Origin of the sequence: Arthrobacter sp. zg-Y844, assembly GCF_024385465.1 — a bacterium.
Taxonomy (GTDB): Bacteria; Actinomycetota; Actinomycetes; order Actinomycetales; family Micrococcaceae; genus Arthrobacter_B.
In genome coordinates this window covers 336,819-354,755 of record NZ_JANFLS010000001.1, presented here as the reverse complement: position 1 = coordinate 354,755, position 17,937 = coordinate 336,819, and the positions used below count along the sequence as shown (strand labels likewise).

At 68.4% G+C, this 17,937-nt stretch carries 20 protein-coding genes; 14 read left to right on the top strand and 6 right to left on the bottom strand.

Annotated elements, in window-relative coordinates:
• Positions 1 to 2: 2 nt before the first annotated feature.
• From NNX35_RS01615 to NNX35_RS01605, 3 genes are all read right to left on the bottom strand, one after another.
• Entirely contained in the window at positions 3 to 746 is a 744-nt protein-coding gene (locus NNX35_RS01615; protein ID WP_255866815.1) for an SAF domain-containing protein, read from the bottom strand.
• A gap of 201 nt (positions 747 to 947) precedes the next feature.
• Complete coding sequence (locus NNX35_RS01610) at positions 948 to 1,247, bottom strand: FmdB family zinc ribbon protein (protein WP_255764834.1); 300 nt, start codon at positions 1,245 to 1,247, stop codon at positions 948 to 950.
• 54 nt (positions 1,248 to 1,301) lie between these two features.
• On the bottom strand, positions 1,302 to 1,919 hold the full coding sequence (locus NNX35_RS01605; RefSeq protein ID WP_255862660.1) for a 5-formyltetrahydrofolate cyclo-ligase: 618 nt from the start codon (positions 1,917 to 1,919) through the stop codon (positions 1,302 to 1,304).
• Positions 1,920 to 1,984: 65 nt separating this feature from the next.
• On the opposite strand from NNX35_RS01605, the gene galU reads away from it, so the two are divergent.
• The 4 genes from galU to NNX35_RS01585 all read left to right on the top strand — a co-directional run bounded on the left by galU (position 1,985) and on the right by NNX35_RS01585 (position 5,893).
• Complete coding sequence (gene galU, locus NNX35_RS01600) at positions 1,985 to 2,890, top strand: UTP--glucose-1-phosphate uridylyltransferase GalU (RefSeq protein WP_255764832.1); 906 nt, start codon at positions 1,985 to 1,987, stop codon at positions 2,888 to 2,890.
• Positions 2,891 to 2,896: 6 nt separating this feature from the next.
• Positions 2,897 to 3,511, top strand: coding sequence for a GNAT family N-acetyltransferase (locus NNX35_RS01595; protein ID WP_255764831.1), 615 nt, complete (start codon positions 2,897 to 2,899; stop codon positions 3,509 to 3,511).
• An 81-nt stretch (positions 3,512 to 3,592) separates the two neighbouring features.
• The gene (locus tag NNX35_RS01590; RefSeq protein WP_255866814.1) at positions 3,593 to 4,612 is read left to right on the top strand and encodes a hypothetical protein; all 1,020 of its coding nucleotides are present in this window, start codon (positions 3,593 to 3,595) and stop codon (positions 4,610 to 4,612) included.
• Between the two features lie 30 nt (positions 4,613 to 4,642).
• Positions 4,643 to 5,893 (top strand): phosphotransferase, encoded by a 1,251-nt coding sequence (locus NNX35_RS01585; protein ID WP_255866813.1) that lies wholly within the window; start codon positions 4,643 to 4,645, stop codon positions 5,891 to 5,893.
• A 19-nt stretch (positions 5,894 to 5,912) separates the two neighbouring features.
• Here NNX35_RS01585 and NNX35_RS01580 read toward each other — a convergent pair whose 3' ends face one another.
• A complete protein-coding gene (locus NNX35_RS01580; protein WP_227918579.1) occupies positions 5,913 to 6,389 on the bottom strand; it encodes an Lrp/AsnC family transcriptional regulator in 477 nt (158 codons plus the stop codon).
• Between the two features lie 139 nt (positions 6,390 to 6,528).
• On the opposite strand from NNX35_RS01580, the gene NNX35_RS01575 reads away from it, so the two are divergent.
• From NNX35_RS01575 to NNX35_RS01540, 8 genes are all read left to right on the top strand, one after another.
• Positions 6,529 to 7,770, top strand: a complete 1,242-nt coding sequence (locus NNX35_RS01575) for an MFS transporter (RefSeq protein ID WP_370646974.1) — start codon at positions 6,529 to 6,531, stop codon at positions 7,768 to 7,770.
• A gap of 36 nt (positions 7,771 to 7,806) precedes the next feature.
• Complete coding sequence (locus NNX35_RS01570) at positions 7,807 to 8,739, top strand: N-acetylglucosamine kinase (protein ID WP_255862663.1); 933 nt, start codon at positions 7,807 to 7,809, stop codon at positions 8,737 to 8,739.
• Entirely contained in the window at positions 8,729 to 9,166 is a 438-nt protein-coding gene (locus tag NNX35_RS01565; RefSeq protein ID WP_255866812.1) for an NUDIX hydrolase, read from the top strand. The genes NNX35_RS01570 and NNX35_RS01565 overlap by 11 nt, the downstream gene beginning before the upstream one ends.
• Positions 9,167 to 9,337: 171 nt before the next feature.
• Positions 9,338 to 10,438, top strand: coding sequence for an ABC transporter ATP-binding protein (locus NNX35_RS01560; RefSeq protein ID WP_255867296.1), 1,101 nt, complete (start codon positions 9,338 to 9,340; stop codon positions 10,436 to 10,438).
• Between the two features lies 1 nt (position 10,439).
• Positions 10,440 to 11,198, top strand: coding sequence for an ABC transporter permease (locus tag NNX35_RS01555; protein WP_255862665.1), 759 nt, complete (start codon positions 10,440 to 10,442; stop codon positions 11,196 to 11,198).
• A gap of 2 nt (positions 11,199 to 11,200) precedes the next feature.
• Positions 11,201 to 11,962 carry an ABC transporter permease gene (locus NNX35_RS01550; RefSeq protein WP_255866811.1) on the top strand — a complete coding sequence of 254 codons (762 nt, stop codon included), beginning with the start codon at positions 11,201 to 11,203 and terminating at the stop codon, positions 11,960 to 11,962.
• A complete protein-coding gene (locus tag NNX35_RS01545; RefSeq protein WP_255765697.1) occupies positions 11,962 to 12,912 on the top strand; it encodes an ABC transporter substrate-binding protein in 951 nt (316 codons plus the stop codon). The genes NNX35_RS01550 and NNX35_RS01545 overlap by 1 nt, the downstream gene beginning before the upstream one ends.
• An 88-nt stretch (positions 12,913 to 13,000) precedes the next feature.
• Positions 13,001 to 14,218: a pyridoxal phosphate-dependent aminotransferase gene (locus NNX35_RS01540; protein ID WP_227918526.1), complete on the top strand. Its 1,218-nt coding sequence runs from the start codon at positions 13,001 to 13,003 to the stop codon at positions 14,216 to 14,218.
• Positions 14,219 to 14,238: 20 nt separating this feature from the next.
• On the opposite strand, the gene NNX35_RS01535 is transcribed toward NNX35_RS01540, so the two are convergent.
• Positions 14,239 to 14,475, bottom strand: coding sequence for an exodeoxyribonuclease VII small subunit (locus NNX35_RS01535; protein WP_255866810.1), 237 nt, complete (start codon positions 14,473 to 14,475; stop codon positions 14,239 to 14,241).
• A 48-nt stretch (positions 14,476 to 14,523) separates the two neighbouring features.
• Positions 14,524 to 15,792 carry an exodeoxyribonuclease VII large subunit gene (xseA, locus tag NNX35_RS01530; RefSeq protein ID WP_255866809.1) on the bottom strand — a complete coding sequence of 423 codons (1,269 nt, stop codon included), beginning with the start codon at positions 15,790 to 15,792 and terminating at the stop codon, positions 14,524 to 14,526.
• Between the two features lie 146 nt (positions 15,793 to 15,938).
• On the opposite strand from xseA, the gene NNX35_RS01525 reads away from it, so the two are divergent.
• Both NNX35_RS01525 and NNX35_RS01520 read left to right on the top strand, forming a co-directional pair.
• Positions 15,939 to 16,766 carry a hypothetical protein gene (locus NNX35_RS01525; RefSeq protein WP_255866808.1) on the top strand — a complete coding sequence of 276 codons (828 nt, stop codon included), beginning with the start codon at positions 15,939 to 15,941 and terminating at the stop codon, positions 16,764 to 16,766.
• Positions 16,767 to 16,833: 67 nt separating this feature from the next.
• Positions 16,834 to 17,919: a 4-hydroxy-3-methylbut-2-enyl diphosphate reductase gene (locus NNX35_RS01520; RefSeq protein WP_255866807.1), complete on the top strand. Its 1,086-nt coding sequence runs from the start codon at positions 16,834 to 16,836 to the stop codon at positions 17,917 to 17,919.
• The last annotated feature ends 18 nt before the right edge of the window (positions 17,920 to 17,937 follow it).

Sequence of the window (17,937 nt, the reverse complement as noted above, 5' to 3'; positions counted from 1 at the left end):
GGCTAGCCGCCCGTCAGGACAAGATAGATCCCTTCGTTCCCCGAAGCGGCTGTGAGCCGGGCAGCGTTCTCCCGGTCCGCGGCCACCACCACCAGGCCCTCGCCGCCGCCGTTGCCTGGCCAGCCGCCGCCCGCGGGCTCGCCGCCGGACACCCACAGCACCGGCACCGAGGCTGCCAGCACCACCGCGCTGCTGCCGTCCTCCGCATAGTGCCCCGGCTCGGCCCCCGCCCACGCGGCTTCGCCACCCGCTACAACGTTGACGAGTTGTCCGGGACCCAGCAGATCGAGGACGGACGGGTCAGCCGGGCGCAGCGGCACGGCCACGGAACCGGGCGGGGCACCGGCCAAAAGTCCGGCACCGGCCAGGGAAATGTCCGTGACCGGGCTGCCGCGCAACAGCGGCGTGGCGAGGCGCCTGCCCACCAGCGCGTCCGGCTGTTCGTGGGCGCCCGGTGGGACGGCTTCAGCCGGTAGGCGGACAGTTTCCAGTGTCCCGGAGTCCAGCACCGTACCGGCAGGCAAATCCCGGGCCGCGCGCACAATCACGGTCCGTTCCGCAGCCGCCGGTACCAGCGCTTCGACCGCAGACCCCGCGGCGGCGCAGCAGGCCAGGGCAGCAAGGAGGCGGCGGTGGCGGACAATAAAGCGGCGCATCCCTGAGAGGGGACCGCCGGAAACGGACGGCTGTCCCGGGTAGGCGGCAGCGCCGGGGGACGCCTTGGCAGAGCGGCGGCGAAAAGGCATGGCACGACGCTAGCGGCTTTACGCCGCGTAACAGGGGCGGCCCTGCGCAAGGCTCAACGCACACGGGAACGGCCCGGCCGGAAAGGCCGGTGTGGAGGCGCAGTGCACAGTGGATACACGGGCAGGCGAACCGTACGGGCCGGTGCGGGACCGCAGTGCCTGGAGGCTGTGCTGCCGGGGAAGCAGGCCCGGCGGCAGGGCTTACGGCTGGGCGCTGCCGGAGCCTGCGGCGGCTGCAGGCGTGGACGTCCCGCTGCCGGAAGTTGTGGCCGGTGCCGAGGAGCTCTCGGTCTTGGAGGGGGCTGCAGGAACAGTGGAGGCAGCTTCGCGTGAATCGGTGCGGTAGAAACCGGAGCCCTTGAAGACAACTCCGACGCTGTTGAACTTCTTGCGCAGGCGGCCGCCGCACTCGGGGCAGACCGTCAGGGAGTCTTCACTGAAGGACTGCTGGATATCGAACGAATGGGAGCAATCCTTGCAGGCGTAGGCATACGTGGGCACTCTGGTAATCCTCCTTGGGGCACTCTCAAAGCTGGCACTCTCAAGCCTTGAGTGCTAAGTATACATGGGCTCCGACGGCACAGGCCGCCAGGCTTCGGGGGTGAGCACGGCGTCCACGGCAGCGTCCAGGGGAGTGGTTTCGAAGCTGCCGGCAGGAACGTATTCGTGCTCGAAAACCACTGCCACGGCAGCGGCAGGATTGCCGTCCGCCCGCAGCTTGGCCAGGAACCGGTCATAGTAGCCACCGCCCTTGCCCATCCGTCCGCCCGCGGCATCGGCGGCCAGCGCGGGGACAAGGACCAGGCCCAGCTCCGGCAGGTCGGAGGCGGCATAGCGTTGTCCAGCCGGTTCCAGCAGGGAAGCATGCAGTCCAGGCACCAACTCGGTCTCGGGGGTCCAATCCGCCCATGACAGCTGCCATTCGGGTTCGCACACGGGGACCACCACTCGGTACCCGGCCCTCACCAGTCCGGGGAGCAGCGCATCCATGCCCGGCTCGTTCCCCACGGAGAGGTAGCCGGCCACGGTTCCGCCCCTGGGTACCCGTTGCCGGACCCCCCGCAGCCCGATGCGGGCCAGTCCCTGAACCGCTTCGGCCCTGTCCTCCGCGGTCAACTCCCGCCGCAGCCGCAGGAAGTCCTTTCGGGCCTGGTCCTTCGCAAGCGCACACATACCCCCATTCTCTATAAGCGTGCTTATTTGGTGCAATCTAAGACCTCTTAGGTACGCTTACGACTATGACGACGTCACGCCCCTCCATAACCAAAGCCGTAATCCCCGCAGCAGGTCTGGGTACCCGCTTCCTCCCTGCCACCAAGGCGATGCCGAAGGAAATGCTCCCGGTGGTGGACAAGCCGGCGATTCAGTACGTGGTTGAAGAAGCCGTTAACGCGGGCATGCCGGACATCCTGATGATCACGGGGCGGAACAAGCGCTCCCTCGAGGATCACTTCGACCGCGTCCCCTTCATCGAGAAGACGCTGGAAGACAAGGGCGACCACGAAAAGCTGGCGATGGTGCGTGCGGCCTCCGAACTGGGCGAAATCCACTACCTCCGCCAGGGTGATCCCAAGGGCCTGGGCCACGCGGTGCTGCGGGCCAAGCTGCATATCGGCGACGAGCCCTTTGCCGTCCTGCTGGGCGATGACCTGATCGATGCCCGCGACGAACTGCTGGGAAAGATGGTCGAGGTCCAGGCAAAGACGGGCGGATCCGTCATTGCCCTGATCGAGGTTGATCCGGAACAGATCAGTGCCTACGGCTGCGCGGACATCTCCGTGGTCGAGGGCGAGGACTATGTCCGGGTCAACAAACTGGTAGAGAAGCCCGACGTCGACGACGCTCCCTCCAACCTGGCCGTGATCGGCCGTTATGTGCTTCACCCCTCGGTCTTCGGAGTCCTCGAAGAAACCGGCCCCGGCCGCGGCGGGGAAATCCAGCTTACGGATGCGCTGCAGACGCTGGCCGCCGCCGACGGCGAAGGGTCCGGAGTCTACGGCGTGGTCTTCCGCGGCCGCCGCTATGACACCGGTGACAAGCTGAGCTACCTCAAGGCAGTGGTGTCACTGGCTTCCGAACGTGAAGACCTCGGCCCGGCCCTTCGGGACTGGCTGAAGGATTTCACCAACACGCTCGAAGACTAATACCCCATGCGGGCGTCATGGCCGGTGACGCTGGAGAGTGACGATGTCATTCTCCGGCCGATCCGGCACCGGGACCGGCGGGAATGGACAGAGGTCCGTTCCCGGAACGCCCGCTGGGTAGGCCCGTGGGAGGCCAGCAATCCCGTCCCGGGCGGCGAACCGCCGACCTACGGTGACATGGTGCGCAGCCTCAACCGCCAGGCACGGCAGGACTCTGCCCTGCCGTTCCTCATCACGGAGCGGCAGGATCCCGCGCGGCAGCCGGCAATTGTGGGGCAGCTGACCGTGTCCACCATCGTGTGGGGGTCCGCGCGCATGGCAACCCTCGGATACTGGGTGGACCAGGGGAGGGCAGGGCTCGGAATTGTGCCCACTGCGGTGGCGCTGGCCACCGACCACTGCTTCCAGGCCCTGGCCCTGCACCGGATGGAAATCAACATCCGGCCGGAGAACGGCCCGAGTCTCCGGGTGGTGGAAAAACTCGGATTCCGGGACGAGGGACTGCGCGAGCGGTACCTGCATATCGACGGCAAATGGGCCGACCACCGGAGCTTTGCGCTCACGGCGGAGGAGGTGCCGGAGGGGCTGTTGAACCGCTGGAAGTCCCGCCGGGCACAATAGGCAACAACTTTCACAGCAGACACGCCGACACACCGAACGTAATGCGCGTACCGGGCGCCCGGAGCTTCTACGGTCATAAGTGTGGACTTCCCTCTTAACAGCTCACTGCTCTGGTCACTGCTCGGGTCACTGAACAGCTCACTGGTGCTGGCGCTGGCCGTTGCACTCTGGCTGGTGTGGGTAGGTCCGTATTTCTTCCGCCGTCCAGCTGCTTCCGGGGCCGAGGCAACCGCCCGGCCCGCCACACAAACGGCAGCACAGACAGCTAATACCATCCGCCCGCCCGCCTCACCGGACAAGGGGTCCCAGGGGATCATCATGAACAACATCAGCACTACACCCAGCGGGGGCGGGGCAACACAGTTCCAGAGCCATGACCAGCCAGCCCTGCGCCCGGCGCAGCAGGCACCGGCTTTCCGGATCCGCACCGGCCGGACAGTCCTGGCGGCCACCGGCCTCCTTGGCGTCCTTGCCGTTGTGGTCGGGACACTGCTTGCAGCCTTCACCTCAGTGTCCTGGCTCGTTCCCGCCGCCGGCCTGGCCGCTGTGGCAGCGGTGGTTGCGATGCTCCGCACGATCGCCCTGCGGGACCGCCGACGCCGGATGGAAGACGCTTTCCGTGCCGCCATGGGTCCGGAGCCCCGCCGCACGCAGAACCGGGCCGCCGTCGAACCCGATGAGGTTCCGGCACCCGCAGTCCAGGCGCCGGAGACTGAACCGCAGCCCGAAACCGTGCTCTTTGACCGCGAGTCCGCCGCCGTACCTGGCGAAAGCCCAGCGGCGGCAGGAGTCCCTGCCCGCGTTACCGCCGAGGAACTGCGCACCGAGGCCCTGAAGGTGGCAGCAGCCGCCGTCCAGCCCCCGGCCCGGCCCAGCACCACGCCGTGGCAGCCCGTAGAGCTCCCCAAGCCCATTTATGTAGATGCACCCAAGGCAGAGCGTCCGGCACCCGAACCGATCGTCCTTCCTGAAACGCCCCGGTCCCTGACCAAGACTCCGTTGCGTCCCGCCACCGCTCCCGCCTCCGTGCAGGCGGAGCAGGCACGCCCGGAAACCGGCAAAATCAACCTCGATGACGTCCTGCAGCGCCGGCGGGCCTAGGCACACCGAGGCAAGGCCGCGGCGCCTGCCGTGCCGGTCGAGCCCAGGCCCCGCCTTGGACGGGCCGCGGAGGCTGTCGCCGTCCTGGCCGGCCCCGCGATGCGGGGACCCCTGCAGGACCTGCTTCGGTCCCGCGGGCTGAGGCTTCAGCGCTGGGAACACCTGAGAAGCCACCACCGGCCGGGAGGCGCTGTTTCGGCCCTTTACCGGGTCCAGTGCCGCCGGACCGGGCCTGGATCCGCAGCCGATGCCGCCCTGACCCTTCACCTCGGTGCCACGACAGGCGACGTTGCCGCGGATGCCGCATCCGCCGGTCCCGACGTTGCCCCGGCACGGATTGCCGGGCTGGACCTGCGCCTGTGGTTCCACCCCCATGACCCCGTTCTCCGGTCCCTGCCCTGGGCCACCGACGCCGACGCCGTGGCGAGGGACGTGTTTGGCGCAGGCGGACCGGCGAGCTTATCGCTCGTTGCCTACCGGCCGCTGCGCCGGGCAGTAATCCGGGCGCGGCACCTGGACGATGCGGCCTATCTGAAGCTCCTCCCGCGGGAGCAGCTGCCTGCCCTGCGCCGGCGCCACCGGCTCCTCGAGGACAGCGGCGTGCCTGCCCCGCGTCTCCTGCCCGGCGCTTCCGCAGCCGTCCCTGAGGCGGTCATCCTCAGCGCACTGCCCGGTACCTCCCTCTTCCGGCTGCTGGTTGAGGACGACGCAGCCCCGTTAAGGCCCGAAGTCCTGCTGGATCTGCTGGAGGCATTGCCGTCCGGTGCGCTGGACCTGCCGCTGCGCCGGTCCTGGGCCGAGCGGGCCGAAGACTATGCCGCAGCTGCCGCGGCCGCCCTGCCCAGGGAACGGGACAGTATCTTCGAACTCGCGGGTGGTATCCGGGAGGTGGTGGAATCGGCCCCGGCCGGCCCCCTGGTGCCGGTCCACGGCGACTTCCATGAAGGAAACCTGCTGCTCAGCGGAGGCAGGGTCACCGGGCTGCTCGACATTGACGGTCTGGGCCCCGGCCGCCGGGTCGACGACCTGGCCTGCCTGCTGGGGCACCTGGCCGTCCTTGCGGCAGCGAATCCATCCCGGCCGCAGCTGGGGCAGGCACTGGCCGATTTCCGCCGGGTCTTCGAGGACACCGCGGACCCGTCCGCGCTGAACGCGAGGGCGGCCGGCGTCGTACTGACCCTCGTGTCCGGTGCCCCCGCCGCCAACGGCAGGAGCCGGACGCAGAATGCCGGGATCCGGCTCGCAGCCGCGCAGCGACTGCTTCGCGCCGCTGATCGATAGGAGCAGCAGCCGGGCGGAGTCAGGGAGCCGGCGGAACCAGTTTTTCCAGCAGCGGTTCGGTGCGGTAGGGGATGTGCTCATGCAGGGCCAGGACCGTTTCCGTACGGATCACGCCCTTGATCCGCAGGACGGAGCGCAGGGCCTGCTGCAGCTGCTGGGTATCCGTGGCGGTCAGGCGGCACCACACGTCGCCGCGGCCGGAGATCTCGTGCACTTCCAGCACCTGGGGGAGGGTGCGCAGCCCGGAGATGACGCCGTCGAGTTCGCGGTGGTTCACCTCGATGGTGACGAATGCCTGAACGTCATAACCCAGCTGGGTCAGATCGACGTCACGCCCCGACCTGCGGATGACCCCGGCCCGCAGCAGGTGCCGGACGTGGGCCTGGGCGGTGTTGCGGGCAACACCGAGCCGCTCGCTCAGTTCGCTGATCTGCGCCCGGGGATCGCGCACCAGTTCCAGCAGCAGCCGGCGGTCCAACGGGTCCAGATTGGCCATCTAGCGCATCTCCTGTCATTTGCCCGCAACGATATTGAGCGATTCGATCAAAAGAACACTCTAATGTGTCTGCCGTGCTCCGTGGCACTTCATCCTATAGAGGCATTAGCTACAAATAGGATGGAAGTGCCCCTTGACAGTGCTCAGTGAGCTGCGCATGCAGCCCGCCGCCCGCACCAGGCGGAAGGAGTGGGACGCGGCCATCCGGCCCCGGCTGCTCCTGACGCTGGCCGTAATGAGCACGCTGCTGATCGGCGCCAACCTCGCGACCCCGCTGTATCCGCTGCTGGGCCAGTCCCTCGGCCTGTCCTACTTCGGCGTAACGCTGGCGTTCACCTCCTACGTGCTGGTCCTGGTTGCAGGCCTGCTGCTGGTGGGCCACTGGTCCGACTACATCGGCCGCCGCGCCGCACTGGTGCTGGCCGGCGTCGTTTCCCTGGCCGGCGGATTGATTTTCGGCACCGCCACCGGAGTCGGCACCCTGATGCTCGGACGGGCCCTCCAAGGCGCCTCGGTTGCCCTGGCCACCGGAGCCAGCTCGGCTGCGCTGCGGGAACTGCTGCCGCATCGACCGGAATGGGCCACCCGCTTTACCCTGCTGGTTTCGGCGGGCGGCGTGGCGGCCGGGCCGGTCATCGGCGGGCTCCTGTCCCTGCTGCCCGCACCCACCATGACGCCCTTCCTGATCCACTCGGCGGTCCTGGCGGCGCTTCTGATTCCGCTCTGCATGCTGAAGGCCCGCCCGGCCATTTCCCTGGCCGAGGGCCGGCCGCTGGCCATGCTGCGCCCCCGCAAGCCCGCCGTCTCCCACCGCGCGCGTACCCAGTTCTGGATTGCCTCCACCACCGGGTTCCTCAGCTTCGCGGCCTTCGGGTTCTGCCTGTCCCTGGCACCCACTTACTTTTCCTCCATCGCGGGCACCACGTGGCGGCCCGCCATCGGGCTGCTGGCCGCACTTGCTCTCGGAGCGTCTGCAGTCAGCCAGCTCACCGGCATCCGCGGGCGGTACACGGCACCCGTGGGCCTTGCGGCCATGGGCACCGGCATCGCGTTGATCCCGGTGGCCGGAGCCACCGGAAGCCTGGTGCTCCTTACGGTTGCCTGCCTGATGGCCGGGTTCGGGCAGGGCATGGCGTTCCGCGTGGTGTTCAACGAGGTGGCCGCAGCCGTAGAGGCTGCTGAACACGCGCGGATCATCAGCACGGTCTATGTCATCACCTACCTCGGCAGCGCCATCCCGGTGCTGGGGCTCGGAGTGGCAGGCGGGATCTGGGGGCTGGACGTCTCCGTGGCCTGGTTCTCGGGACTGATCACGGCCGCCTGCCTGACCCTGGCTGTCCTGAGCCTGCGGCGGAACCGGCGCCGGAACGCCGCCGGCTAGGTTCGTCCGGCGGCCGCGGGAAAGTAGGGTGGACGAATGCAAGCATTCCCTCCTCCGGCCACCAACGACGTCGGCCACGACGTCGGCCACGACACCATCGGCCTCGATATCGGCGGTACCAAGACCCACGGCATCCGGCTGCACGGCGGCACCGTCACCGCCGAGACCGTTGCCGGCAGCGCCAACGTGCAGAACGTCCCGGTGCAGACGGCACGGGAGTGCCTCGCGGAAGTTTTCGCTGCGCTGGGGACCGACGGCGTGGGCCGGGTCATTGCCGGGTCCGGGGGAGTGGACACTGCACAGGATGAAGCCGCCCTGCGCGCACTCATCGCCGAGCACGTCCCCGGCGCCGTCGTGGAAGTCATCCATGACACCCGGCTGATCCTTGCGGCAGGGCAAGCCTCGGAGGGCATTGCCGTCATTGCCGGCACCGGCTCCGTGGCCTGGGGCATCAACGGCTCCGGGCGGCAGGCCCGTTCGGGTGGCTGGGGCTATCTCCTCGGCGACGAGGGCAGCGGCTACTGGGTTGGCCGCGAAGCCGCCCGCCACGCACTCCGCCGCAGCAACCTGGAACTCGCACCGGATTCCCTCAGCCTTGCCCTGCTGAAGGCCTGCGGCGTCGAGGACCCCGACTCGCTGATCGGCCTGTTCCACGGCGCCACCGACCGCCGCTACTGGGCCGGGAAGGCGGGACTGGTTTTCCAGGCAGCGCTGGAAGGGAACCAGCCGGCCATCGACATCGTCAACCAATCCGCGGACCACCTGGCCGGGCTCATCCTCGATGTGGCCCGCCTGCTGCGCATCGGCGGTCCCGTAGTGATCGGCGGCGGGCTGGGCATGCACCAGCCGCTGCTGCAGGACCTGCTGCGCAGCCGCCTGTCCGCAGCGGGGCTGACGGACATCCGCTTCCTCGCTGTAGATCCCGTTTTCGGGGTGGCTTACCTGCTGGGCGCCGGCAATGTCCGCTGACTTCGATGTCCGCGTCGGGGCCTACGCGGTGATCGTCCGTGACGGGCAGCTGCTCCTGGCGCACTGGAACCAGCACGGCAACCAGCGCTGGACCCTTCCCGGCGGCGGATTGGAACTGGGCGAGGACGCCCCGGCCGCGGCCGTACGGGAGGTCCGGGAGGAAACCGGCTACGAGGCGCAGCTCGACGGGCTGCTGGGAGTGGACAGCATTTTCATTCCTGCGGAAAAGCGCATGCGCGGGGAGCCCCGCATGCTGCATGCCCTGCGGATCATTTACCGGGCCACGCTCACCGGCGGCTCCCTGCGCCACGAACAAAGCGGCAGCACGGACCAGGCCGCCTGGATACCGTTGACCGAGGTCCCGGCCCTGGACCGGACCGAACTGGTGGACGCGGGACTGCGCCTGCTGGACGCCCGACCTGTTTGACGCTGGACTACCCCCGCACGTGTGAAATACCGTGATGCTTCACGGCACGTCGCGAGCTGCCCCTGCACACCGGAATCCCCACGGAAGGCATGCACCATGACTGAGCCGCGAGAACCCGCTACCGGCCGACGAACCGAACCCGACACGCGATCCAGCGCTGCCGGACAGCCGATGATCCGGTTCCGTGCGGTGACCAAGACCTACGGTGATGCTGCGCCGGCGGTCCGGAACCTTGACCTGGACATTGAGCGCGGTTCCATTACGGTCTTCGTCGGCCCGTCCGGATGCGGGAAAACCACCTCCCTGCGCATGATCAACCGGATGGTGGAGCCGACGTCGGGCACCATCGAAGTCGACGGCCAGGACATCTCCACCGTCAAGGCCGCGCAGCTGCGGCGGTCCATGGGGTACGTCATGCAGTCCTCCGGCCTGCTGCCGCACCGGACGGTGCTGGACAACGTGGCCACGGTGCCGCGCCTCAACGGCACTCCGCGGCGGGATGCCCGCCGCCGGGCCGCGGAACTGCTCGATGTCGTCGGGCTGGCGTCCAGCCTCGGCAGCCGGTATCCCGCCCAGCTTTCCGGCGGCCAGCAGCAGCGCGTGGGGGTTGCCCGTGCCCTGGCTGCGGATCCGCCGGTGCTGCTGATGGACGAACCCTTCAGCGCCGTGGACCCGGTGGTCCGGGCCGAGCTGCAGGATGAGCTGCTGCGGCTGCAGCAGGAACTGTCCAAGACCATCGTGTTTGTCACCCACGACATTGACGAAGCCACCATCCTGGGGGACAAGGTGGCCGTCTTCGCCACCGGCGGCCGGCTCGCGCAGTATGCCGCCCCCGAGGAGATCCTCCGGGCACCGGTCGATGACTTCGTGGCGGGTTTCGTGGGGAGGGACCGCGGCTTCCGGCACCTGTCCTTCCAGGATGGAAACGCGGTGCCCCTGCACCCGGTGCAGGTGATTGCCGCCGACCGGCTCGCGGACCGGAGCGCAACGCTCGACGGCGGCTGGGCGCTGTGCGTGGATGCCGACGGCGCGCCGCTGGGCTGGGTGCCGCCGGGACGCCGCGACGCGGTCACCACTACCGCGGACCTGGTGCCGGGCGGCTCCCTCTACCCGGCGGGCACCAGCCTGCGCCGGGCACTGGACGCCGCCCTGTCCTCCCCGTCCGGGCTGGGCGTGGCCGTGGACGCGGACGGGCGCGTAACCGGCGTCGTACAGGCCACGGAAATCCTGGCGCTGATCGAGGCCGCCCGCCTGCAGCGGACCGGGAGCTGACATGGAATGGTTCCTCGCCCACACCGACGACGTCTTTCGGCTCGGCGGGCTGCACCTCTACCAGTCGGTACTGCCCCTGGTCATCGGCGTCCTGATTGCCCTTCCCCTCGCACAGCTGGTGCGGGGCCGGCGGAAGATCCGGGGCTTCGTCCTGTCCGCAGGCTCGCTGCTGTACACCATTCCGTCGCTGGCCCTGTTCGTCACGCTCCCGGCCATCCTGGGCACCCGCATCCTGGATATCGCCAACATCATCGTGGCCCTGACCATCTATGCCGTGGCCCTGATGCTGCGGGTGGGCATCGACGCGTTCGACTCCGTTGACGACGGCGTCCGCCAGGCCGCGGTGGCCATGGGCTACCGGCCGCTGCGCCGGTTCCTCACGGTGGACCTGCCGCTGTCCGTTCCGGTACTCATCGCCGGGCTGCGGGTGGTTTCGGTCAGCAACATCTCCATGGTCAGCGTGGGCGCCCTGATCGGCGTCGAAAACCTCGGGTTCTTCTTCACCGACGGCCTGCGCCGCTTCTTCCTCACCGAGATCGTAGTGGGGATCATCGCCACCCTGGTCCTCGCCTTCCTGATGGACCTGGTCCTGGTCCTGGCGCTGCGGCTGCTCACGCCCTGGACCCGCGCCGGCGTAACCGGCAGGGCGGGGCGACGCCGCGCCAACCGCAGCCGCGGCACGGACGGCGGGGGCCCGGCAGCCACCGCCCGGCCGGTGCCGGCGGCGGCCGCACCCGACGTCGCACTGAAGGGGGCGTAGGAATGGTTGGCATTCCGCGCACCGACTACACCAGCACCAACCCCCTCGGGCAGGGCCTCGAATGGCTGATGGATCCGGCCAACTGGAGCGGCCCGGCCGGCATCCCGGTGCGGACCCTGGAGCACCTGCAGTACACCGGGCTCGCACTGCTGATCGCCGCACTCATCGCGGTGCCGCTGGGTCTGTTCATCGGGCACACCGGCCGCGGGCAGGTGGCGGTTGTGGCCGTCTCCGGGCTGCTGCGCGCACTGCCCACCCTGGGCATGCTCACCCTGTTCGTCCTGCTGGCCGGGCTGGGCCTGATGCCGCCCATCTGGTCGCTGGTCCTCCTTGCCGTCCCGCCCCTGCTGGCCGGCACCTACGCCGGAGTTGCCTCGGTGGACCGCACCGTCGTCGACGCCGCCCGCAGCCTGGGCATGAGCGAATTGCAGGTGCTGTTCCGGGTGGAGGTCCCCAACGGGATGCGGGTGATCCTGGGCGGACTGCGCGGAGCCACCCTGCAGGTGGTGGCGACGGCGGCCGTGGTGGCGACGATCAACCTGGGCGGGCTGGGCCGCTACCTGATCGACGGCCTGGCACTGGGGGACTACGGGCGGGTCTTCGGCGGAGCGGTCATCATCGCCCTGCTGGCGCTCGCCGTGGACGCCGTGATTGCGTTGGGATCACGCTTTCTGATCCCGTCAGGACTCGGCCGCCTCGAAGCGGCCGGTAAACCGACCGGCAGCGGAGTACCCGCCGTCGGCGCACAAGGAGGAAAACAATGATGCAGCACCCGCGCCCCAATGCACGGCGGAAGGCGCTGGCCGTCCTGGCCGGCGGAATGGCCCTGGCCCTGGCCGGCTGCAGCGGAGGAGGGGATCCGCTGGAGAACGAAACCACGGCGGAAGCTTCCGGCAGCAGCACCGGGCAGACGCTGGTGGTGGGCTCAGCAGACTTCCCGGAGAGCAGCACCATCGCCGAGATCTATGCCGGCGCCCTCAACGCGGCCGGCATCGAGGCCGAGACCCGGCTCGGCATCGGATCCCGCGAGGTCTACATCCCGGCCCTGGAAGACGGCTCGATCGACCTGATTCCCGAGTACACCGGAGCCCTGCTGGTCCACACCGACCCGGAAACGGACCTGGTGGACGCCGGCGAGATCGTGGATTCCCTCGAGGAGAAGCTGCCGGAGAACCTGGTGGTCCTGGAGCCTTCGGACGCCGAGGACAAGGACGCCATGGTGGTCACCGCGGCCACCGCCGAGAAGTATCAGCTGGAGTCCATCGAGGATCTGGCAAAGGTCTGCGGTGAACTGACCCTCGGCGCACCTGCCGAGTTCGCGGAGCGCACCCAGGGCCTCGCCGGGCTGAAGGAGAAGTACGGCTGCGAGTTCAAGGAATTCACCGCCATCGGCGACAGCGGCGGCCCCTTGACCGTTGATGCCCTGCTGAACGACGACGTCCAGGTGGCCGACATCTACACCACCACTCCCGCCATCGAGGAAAACGGACTGGTGGTCCTGGAGGACCCGAAGCAGAACTGGCCGGCCCAGCAGGTTATCCCGCTGATCGCCGACGACCGCGTGAGTGACGAGGCCCGGGACGTACTGAATGAGGTCTCCGCGCAGCTGACCACGGAGGACCTGATTGCCCTGAACCAGGCGGTCAGCGGTGACCAGAAACTCGACCCGGCAGACGCAGCCCAGGACTGGCTGGAGGAAAAGGGCCTGGCCTGACCTGCGGGCCGCCCCTGCGTTACGCAGGCGGCGTTCCGGGCAGTGACACATACCCTGCCCGGAACGCCGCCTGTGGCATCCTAAAGAAATGGCAGAATTCAAGCAGTCGCATAAACTCCACAACGTCCTGTATGACATCCGTGGACCGTTGCTCGAGCACGCGCAGCGGATGGAAGCAGCAGGCCACCGGATCCTCAAGCTGAACATCGGCAATCCCGCGCCGTTCGGCTTCGAAGCGCCGGAAGCGATCCTGGTCGACATGATGCGGCACCTGCCCAAGGCCCAGGGCTACAGCGATTCCCGCGGCATTTTCTCCGCCCGCACCGCAGTGGTGCAGTACTACCAGGGCCGCGGGATCAACAACATCGACGTCGACGACGTATACCTGGGCAACGGGGTCAGCGAACTGATCACGCTCTCGATGCAGGCGCTGCTGAACAACGGCGACGAGATCCTCGTCCCCGCCCCGGACTATCCGCTGTGGACCGCTTCGGTCTCGCTGGCCGGCGGCACGGCGGTGCACTACCTGTGCGACGAATCCGAGCACTGGTGGCCGGACGTGGAGGACCTTGCCTCCAAGATCACCGACCGGACCAAGGGCATTGTCCTGATCAACCCCAACAACCCCACCGGCGCCGTCTACCCGGAGCATGTGGTGAAGTCGATCGTGGACCTGGCCCGCAAGCACGGCCTGATCATCTTCTCGGACGAAATCTACGAAAAGATCCTGTACGACGACGCCGTGCACGTTAACTCGGCCACGGTCACCGGCGACGACGTCCTCTGCCTGACGTTCAGCGGCCTGTCGAAGGCCTATCGGATAGCCGGTTACCGCAGCGGCTGGATGGCCATCTCCGGTCCGAAACAGGACGCAGCGGACTACATCGAAGGCATCAACCTCCTGGCGAACATGCGCCTGTGCGCGAATGTGCCGGCACAGCACGCCATCCAGACCGCGCTCGGCGGGTACCAGAGCATCAATGACCTGATCCTGCCCGGCGGACGGCTGCGCGCCCAGCGCGACAAGGCGCACCAGATGCTCAACGACATCCCCGGCGTCACGTGCGAGCTGGCGCAGGGTGCCCTGTATCTGTTCCCGCGCCTGGACCCGGAGGTCTATCCGATCAAGGACGACGAGCAGTTCGCCCTGGACCTGCTGAAGCAGCAGAAGATCCTGGTGTCCGTGGGTACCGCGTTCAACTGGGTGCGGCCGGACCATTTCCGGATGGTGACCCTGCCCAACGTCGAGGACATCGAAGACGCCATGACGCGGCTGGGCGAGTTCCTGAGCAGCTACAAGCCGTAGGGGGTGACCCCGCTGGTGCCTTACTCGCCGGTGGCTGAGCTGCGGGCAGCGTCCAGGCGCTGGCGGGCGCCCTCGAGCCAGGATTCGCAGCGGCTGGCCAGGTGCTCGCCGCGCTCCCACAGGGCCAGGGATTCCTCCAGGCTGGCGCCGCCGGTTTCGAGCCGTCCTACTACGGTCAGGAGTTCGTCGCGGGCCTGCTCGTAGCTCATGGCCTCGATGTCTGCGGGTACTGCGGGAACTGCCGGTGTTTCACTCATGTCTTGTCCTTTTCGGTCTTTGGTAAATGATCGGGGGAGCGGTGCAGGCTAGCGGGTGCCTTCGGTGGCGGTCAGCTCACCGACGGCAACGCGGATCCGCAGCTGTGCGGCGGCCGGCACCGTGCCGGCGTCGCGCACCACGGAGCCGTCCTGCAACTGGACCACCGCGTAACCGCGGTCCAGGGTGTTCTGCGGGGAAAGCGCGCGGACCTGGGCGCGCAGGTGCCCGATCCGGTCCGCGTCCCGGCGGACCTCCGCGGTGATAGCGGACATGGCCCGGGAGCGCAGCCGGGAGATCTCTTCCTGGCGCCGCTCCACCATGGACTGCGGCGCCGCCAGGGCGGGACGGGACCGGATGTGGTTCAACCGGTCCGTTTCCCTGCCCACCAGGGTGTTGAGGACCCGGCGCAGCTGCTGACGGGACTGGCGGATCCGGGCCAGCTCCTCGCCGACATCCGGTACCACCCGCTTCGCGGCGTCGGTGGGCGTGGAGGCGCGCAGGTCGGCTACGTCGTCGAGCAGGGGACGGTCCGCTTCGTGCCCGATGGCGCTGACCACCGGAGTCTGCGCTGCCGATACCGCGCGGACCAGGTCCTCATGGCTGAAGGCCAGGAGGTCTTCCAGCGAGCCGCCGCCGCGGGCAATGATGATGACATCCACTTCGGGCATGGCGTCGAGTTCGGCCAGTGCGCGGCTCACTTCGGCGACGGCGTTCACGCCCTGGACCGCCACCTCCCTGACCTCGAACTCGACGGCGGGCCAGCGCAGTGCGGCGTTGCGCATCACGTCCTTCATGGCATCGGAGTTCCGTCCGGTGATCAGGCCGATCCGGCCCGGCAGCAGCGGCAGCGGCAGCTTGCGGTCCTCCCGGAAGAGGCCTTCCGCGGCGAGGGCATGCCGCAGCCGTTCAATCCGTGCCAGGAGGTCGCCCAGCCCCACCGGCCGGATGTCGCGGGTCTGCATGGACAGCCGTCCGGTCTTGACCCAGAAGTCCGGCTTCACCAGGGCCACCACCCGCGCACCGCGCTCCAGCGGCAGCTCCAGCCGGTTCATGACCGTGCTCCACGCGGTCAGGGAGAGCGACACTTCGGCGTCGACGTCGCGCAGTGTGATGTAGGAGGCGTTGGCCCGGCGGTTCAGCTCGATCACCTGGCCCTCCACCCAGGTGGCGGGGGCACGGTCGATGTAGCTCTTGAGGTTCTTCGAGAGCAGTGCCAGGGGCCAGGGGTTCTCCGGGGTCGTCTGCGCGGCAGTGGCGGGCAGCGTGGACTGCTCCGGGGTATTCTCGGGACTCAACGGTCCGCTGTCGTCTTGCATGAGGATGCTCCCGCGGTGGATTGGAACTGGCTCTCGGGCCGGCGGAGGAACCGGCCCAGGCTTAATGTCTATCAGGTGCTTCCCCCGGTCCGGTTCCGCCGGCCGTCCTCAACGCCCGCGGATCCCAACGGACAAGGAATTTCTTTATGCGCACATTCGTCTCAGCCGTCTTCGGCCTGCTCGCCGTCCTCCTGACTGCGGCGGCCTTCTGCGGGGCGTGGCTGAACACGAACGTGGTTTCGGAAAACGGCTTTGCCTCCCTCGGCGAACCGCTGGCCCGGGACGAAACCTTCCAGCGCGAACTCGCCACGGCCCTGTCCGCAGAGGCCGTCGGTGCGGTGGACGTGCCTGCTCCGCTGGCCTCCGTGGTGGAGCCGCTGATCACCTCGGCCGTGGAACAGGTCCAGGCACTGCCCGAATATCCCGAGGCGTGGAGCGAAACGCTGCGCCGCTCGCATGCGCTCACCTTCGGGGACGCCGCGGAGGGGTCAGGAGCGGCGCTGACGCTCGACGTCGCACCCCTGGTCTCGCTTGTCACGGGCAGCGTGGGGAACGAACTGTCCGTGGACGTGCCGGCTGCGGAGCAGGTCCCCGTGGAAATCGGCGGAGCCGGGCACGCGGAGCTGATGCGAAACGCCGAGCGGGCGGGCGAGGCCTGGCCGGTACTGGCGCTCGCTGCCGCCGTCGCCGGTCTTCTGGCACTGCTGGCCGCACGACGCCGGTCTACCACCTTTGCGCTGATCGGCCTGGGTGTGGCGCTCGCCGGGGGAGTGCTGTGGCTGGGAGCGGGGATGCTGCCGGGCCAGGTCTCCGCACAGCAGTTCAGCAGTCCCGTGGCGTCCGCGTTCGCCGAGGCCTTTGCCGGAGAGGCCTCGGCAAGCCTGCGCACCTGGACCATCGGCCTGATGCTGGCCGGAGCCGCCGCGTTCGTGGCCGGGATGCTGGCACGGGTCCTGAGGGGCTCCCGGCGGTAGCTCCGCTGTGAGCGTACCCACGGTCTGCGGGGACGGGAACCCATGGCCCACCCGATAGCATGGGTGCATGACCAGCACAGTTATCTCCGTGCCTATGCCCACCGTGCCCCGGCGGCGCCGCACCCCCGAGGAAGTGGCAGCTGCGGCTCCCGTTTTCGGTCCGCGGCGCGTGCTGCTGGCTGCACCGCGGGGCTACTGCGCGGGAGTGGACCGGGCTGTCATTGCCGTCGAAAAGGCGCTGGAAGCCTACGGCCCGCCCGTGTACGTCCGCAAGCAGATCGTCCACAACCTCCACGTGGTCACCACTTTGGAGGAAAAGGGTGCGATCTTCGTGGATGAAACCGACGAGGTTCCCGAGGGCGCACGGCTGATCTTCTCCGCGCACGGCGTCTCACCCGCCGTCGTCCAGTCCGCCAAGGACCGGAACCTGCAGACCATCGACGCCACCTGCCCGCTGGTCACCAAGGTGCACCGCGAAGCCGTCCGGTTTGCCCGCGACGACTTCGACATCCTGCTGATCGGTCACGAAGGCCACGAAGAGGTCGAAGGCACCTACGGCGAAGCGCCGGAACACATGCAGATCGTCAACGGCCCCGAAGACGTGGACAAGGTCACCGTCCGGAACCCGGACAAGGTCATCTGGCTCTCCCAGACCACGCTGAGCGTGGATGAAGCCATGCACACCGTCAACCTGCTGCGCGAACGCTTCCCCTCCCTGCAGGACCCGCCCAGCGACGACATTTGCTACGCAACCTCCAACCGCCAGGCAGCCATCAAGAAGATCGCTCCGGAAGCGGACCTGGTGCTGGTGCTGGGTTCGGCGAACTCCTCCAACTCCGTCCGGCTGGTGGAAGTGGCGCTGGAGTACGGCGCCAAGGCCTCCTACCGCGTGGACTTTGCCAACGAGGTGGACGAAAGCTGGTTCGAGGGCGTGGCCACGGTCGGCGTCACGTCCGGTGCCTCCGTTCCCGAAAACCTGGTCCAGGACGTGCTGCACCTGCTGTCCCAGTACGGTTACGGCGACGTCGAAGAGGTAGTGACGGCCGAAGAGGACATTATCTTCTCCCTGCCGAAGGAAATCCGCGCCACGCTGAAGGCCATGGGGGACTCCACCCTCGGCCTTGGCGGCCGCCGTCGTGCGGACGAGTCCTAGCGCCCGGTATCATTTACT

What these genes read in the sequence shown, in the direction of transcription:
- NNX35_RS01520 (WP_255866807.1), top strand. Translation starts at nt 16,834, where the DNA reads ATGACCAGCACAGTTATCTCCGTGCCTATGCCCACCGTGCCCCGGCGG.
- NNX35_RS01570 (WP_255862663.1), top strand. Translation starts at nt 7,807, where the DNA reads ATGCAAGCATTCCCTCCTCCGGCCACCAACGACGTCGGCCACGACGTC.
- xseA (WP_255866809.1), bottom strand. Translation starts at nt 15,792, where the DNA reads ATGCAAGACGACAGCGGACCGTTGAGTCCCGAGAATACCCCGGAGCAG.
- NNX35_RS01540 (WP_227918526.1), top strand. Translation starts at nt 13,001, where the DNA reads ATGGCAGAATTCAAGCAGTCGCATAAACTCCACAACGTCCTGTATGAC.
- NNX35_RS01595 (WP_255764831.1), top strand. Translation starts at nt 2,897, where the DNA reads ATGCGGGCGTCATGGCCGGTGACGCTGGAGAGTGACGATGTCATTCTC.
- NNX35_RS01550 (WP_255866811.1), top strand. Translation starts at nt 11,201, where the DNA reads ATGGTTGGCATTCCGCGCACCGACTACACCAGCACCAACCCCCTCGGG.
- NNX35_RS01560 (WP_255867296.1), top strand. Translation starts at nt 9,338, where the DNA reads ATGATCCGGTTCCGTGCGGTGACCAAGACCTACGGTGATGCTGCGCCG.
- NNX35_RS01615 (WP_255866815.1), bottom strand. Translation starts at nt 746, where the DNA reads ATGCCTTTTCGCCGCCGCTCTGCCAAGGCGTCCCCCGGCGCTGCCGCC.
- NNX35_RS01555 (WP_255862665.1), top strand. Translation starts at nt 10,440, where the DNA reads ATGGAATGGTTCCTCGCCCACACCGACGACGTCTTTCGGCTCGGCGGG.
- NNX35_RS01525 (WP_255866808.1), top strand. Translation starts at nt 15,939, where the DNA reads ATGCGCACATTCGTCTCAGCCGTCTTCGGCCTGCTCGCCGTCCTCCTG.
- NNX35_RS01565 (WP_255866812.1), top strand. Translation starts at nt 8,729, where the DNA reads ATGTCCGCTGACTTCGATGTCCGCGTCGGGGCCTACGCGGTGATCGTC.
- NNX35_RS01545 (WP_255765697.1), top strand. Translation starts at nt 11,962, where the DNA reads ATGCAGCACCCGCGCCCCAATGCACGGCGGAAGGCGCTGGCCGTCCTG.
- NNX35_RS01580 (WP_227918579.1), bottom strand. Translation starts at nt 6,389, where the DNA reads ATGGCCAATCTGGACCCGTTGGACCGCCGGCTGCTGCTGGAACTGGTG.
- galU (WP_255764832.1), top strand. Translation starts at nt 1,985, where the DNA reads ATGACGACGTCACGCCCCTCCATAACCAAAGCCGTAATCCCCGCAGCA.
- NNX35_RS01535 (WP_255866810.1), bottom strand. Translation starts at nt 14,475, where the DNA reads ATGAGTGAAACACCGGCAGTTCCCGCAGTACCCGCAGACATCGAGGCC.
- NNX35_RS01605 (WP_255862660.1), bottom strand. Translation starts at nt 1,919, where the DNA reads ATGTGTGCGCTTGCGAAGGACCAGGCCCGAAAGGACTTCCTGCGGCTG.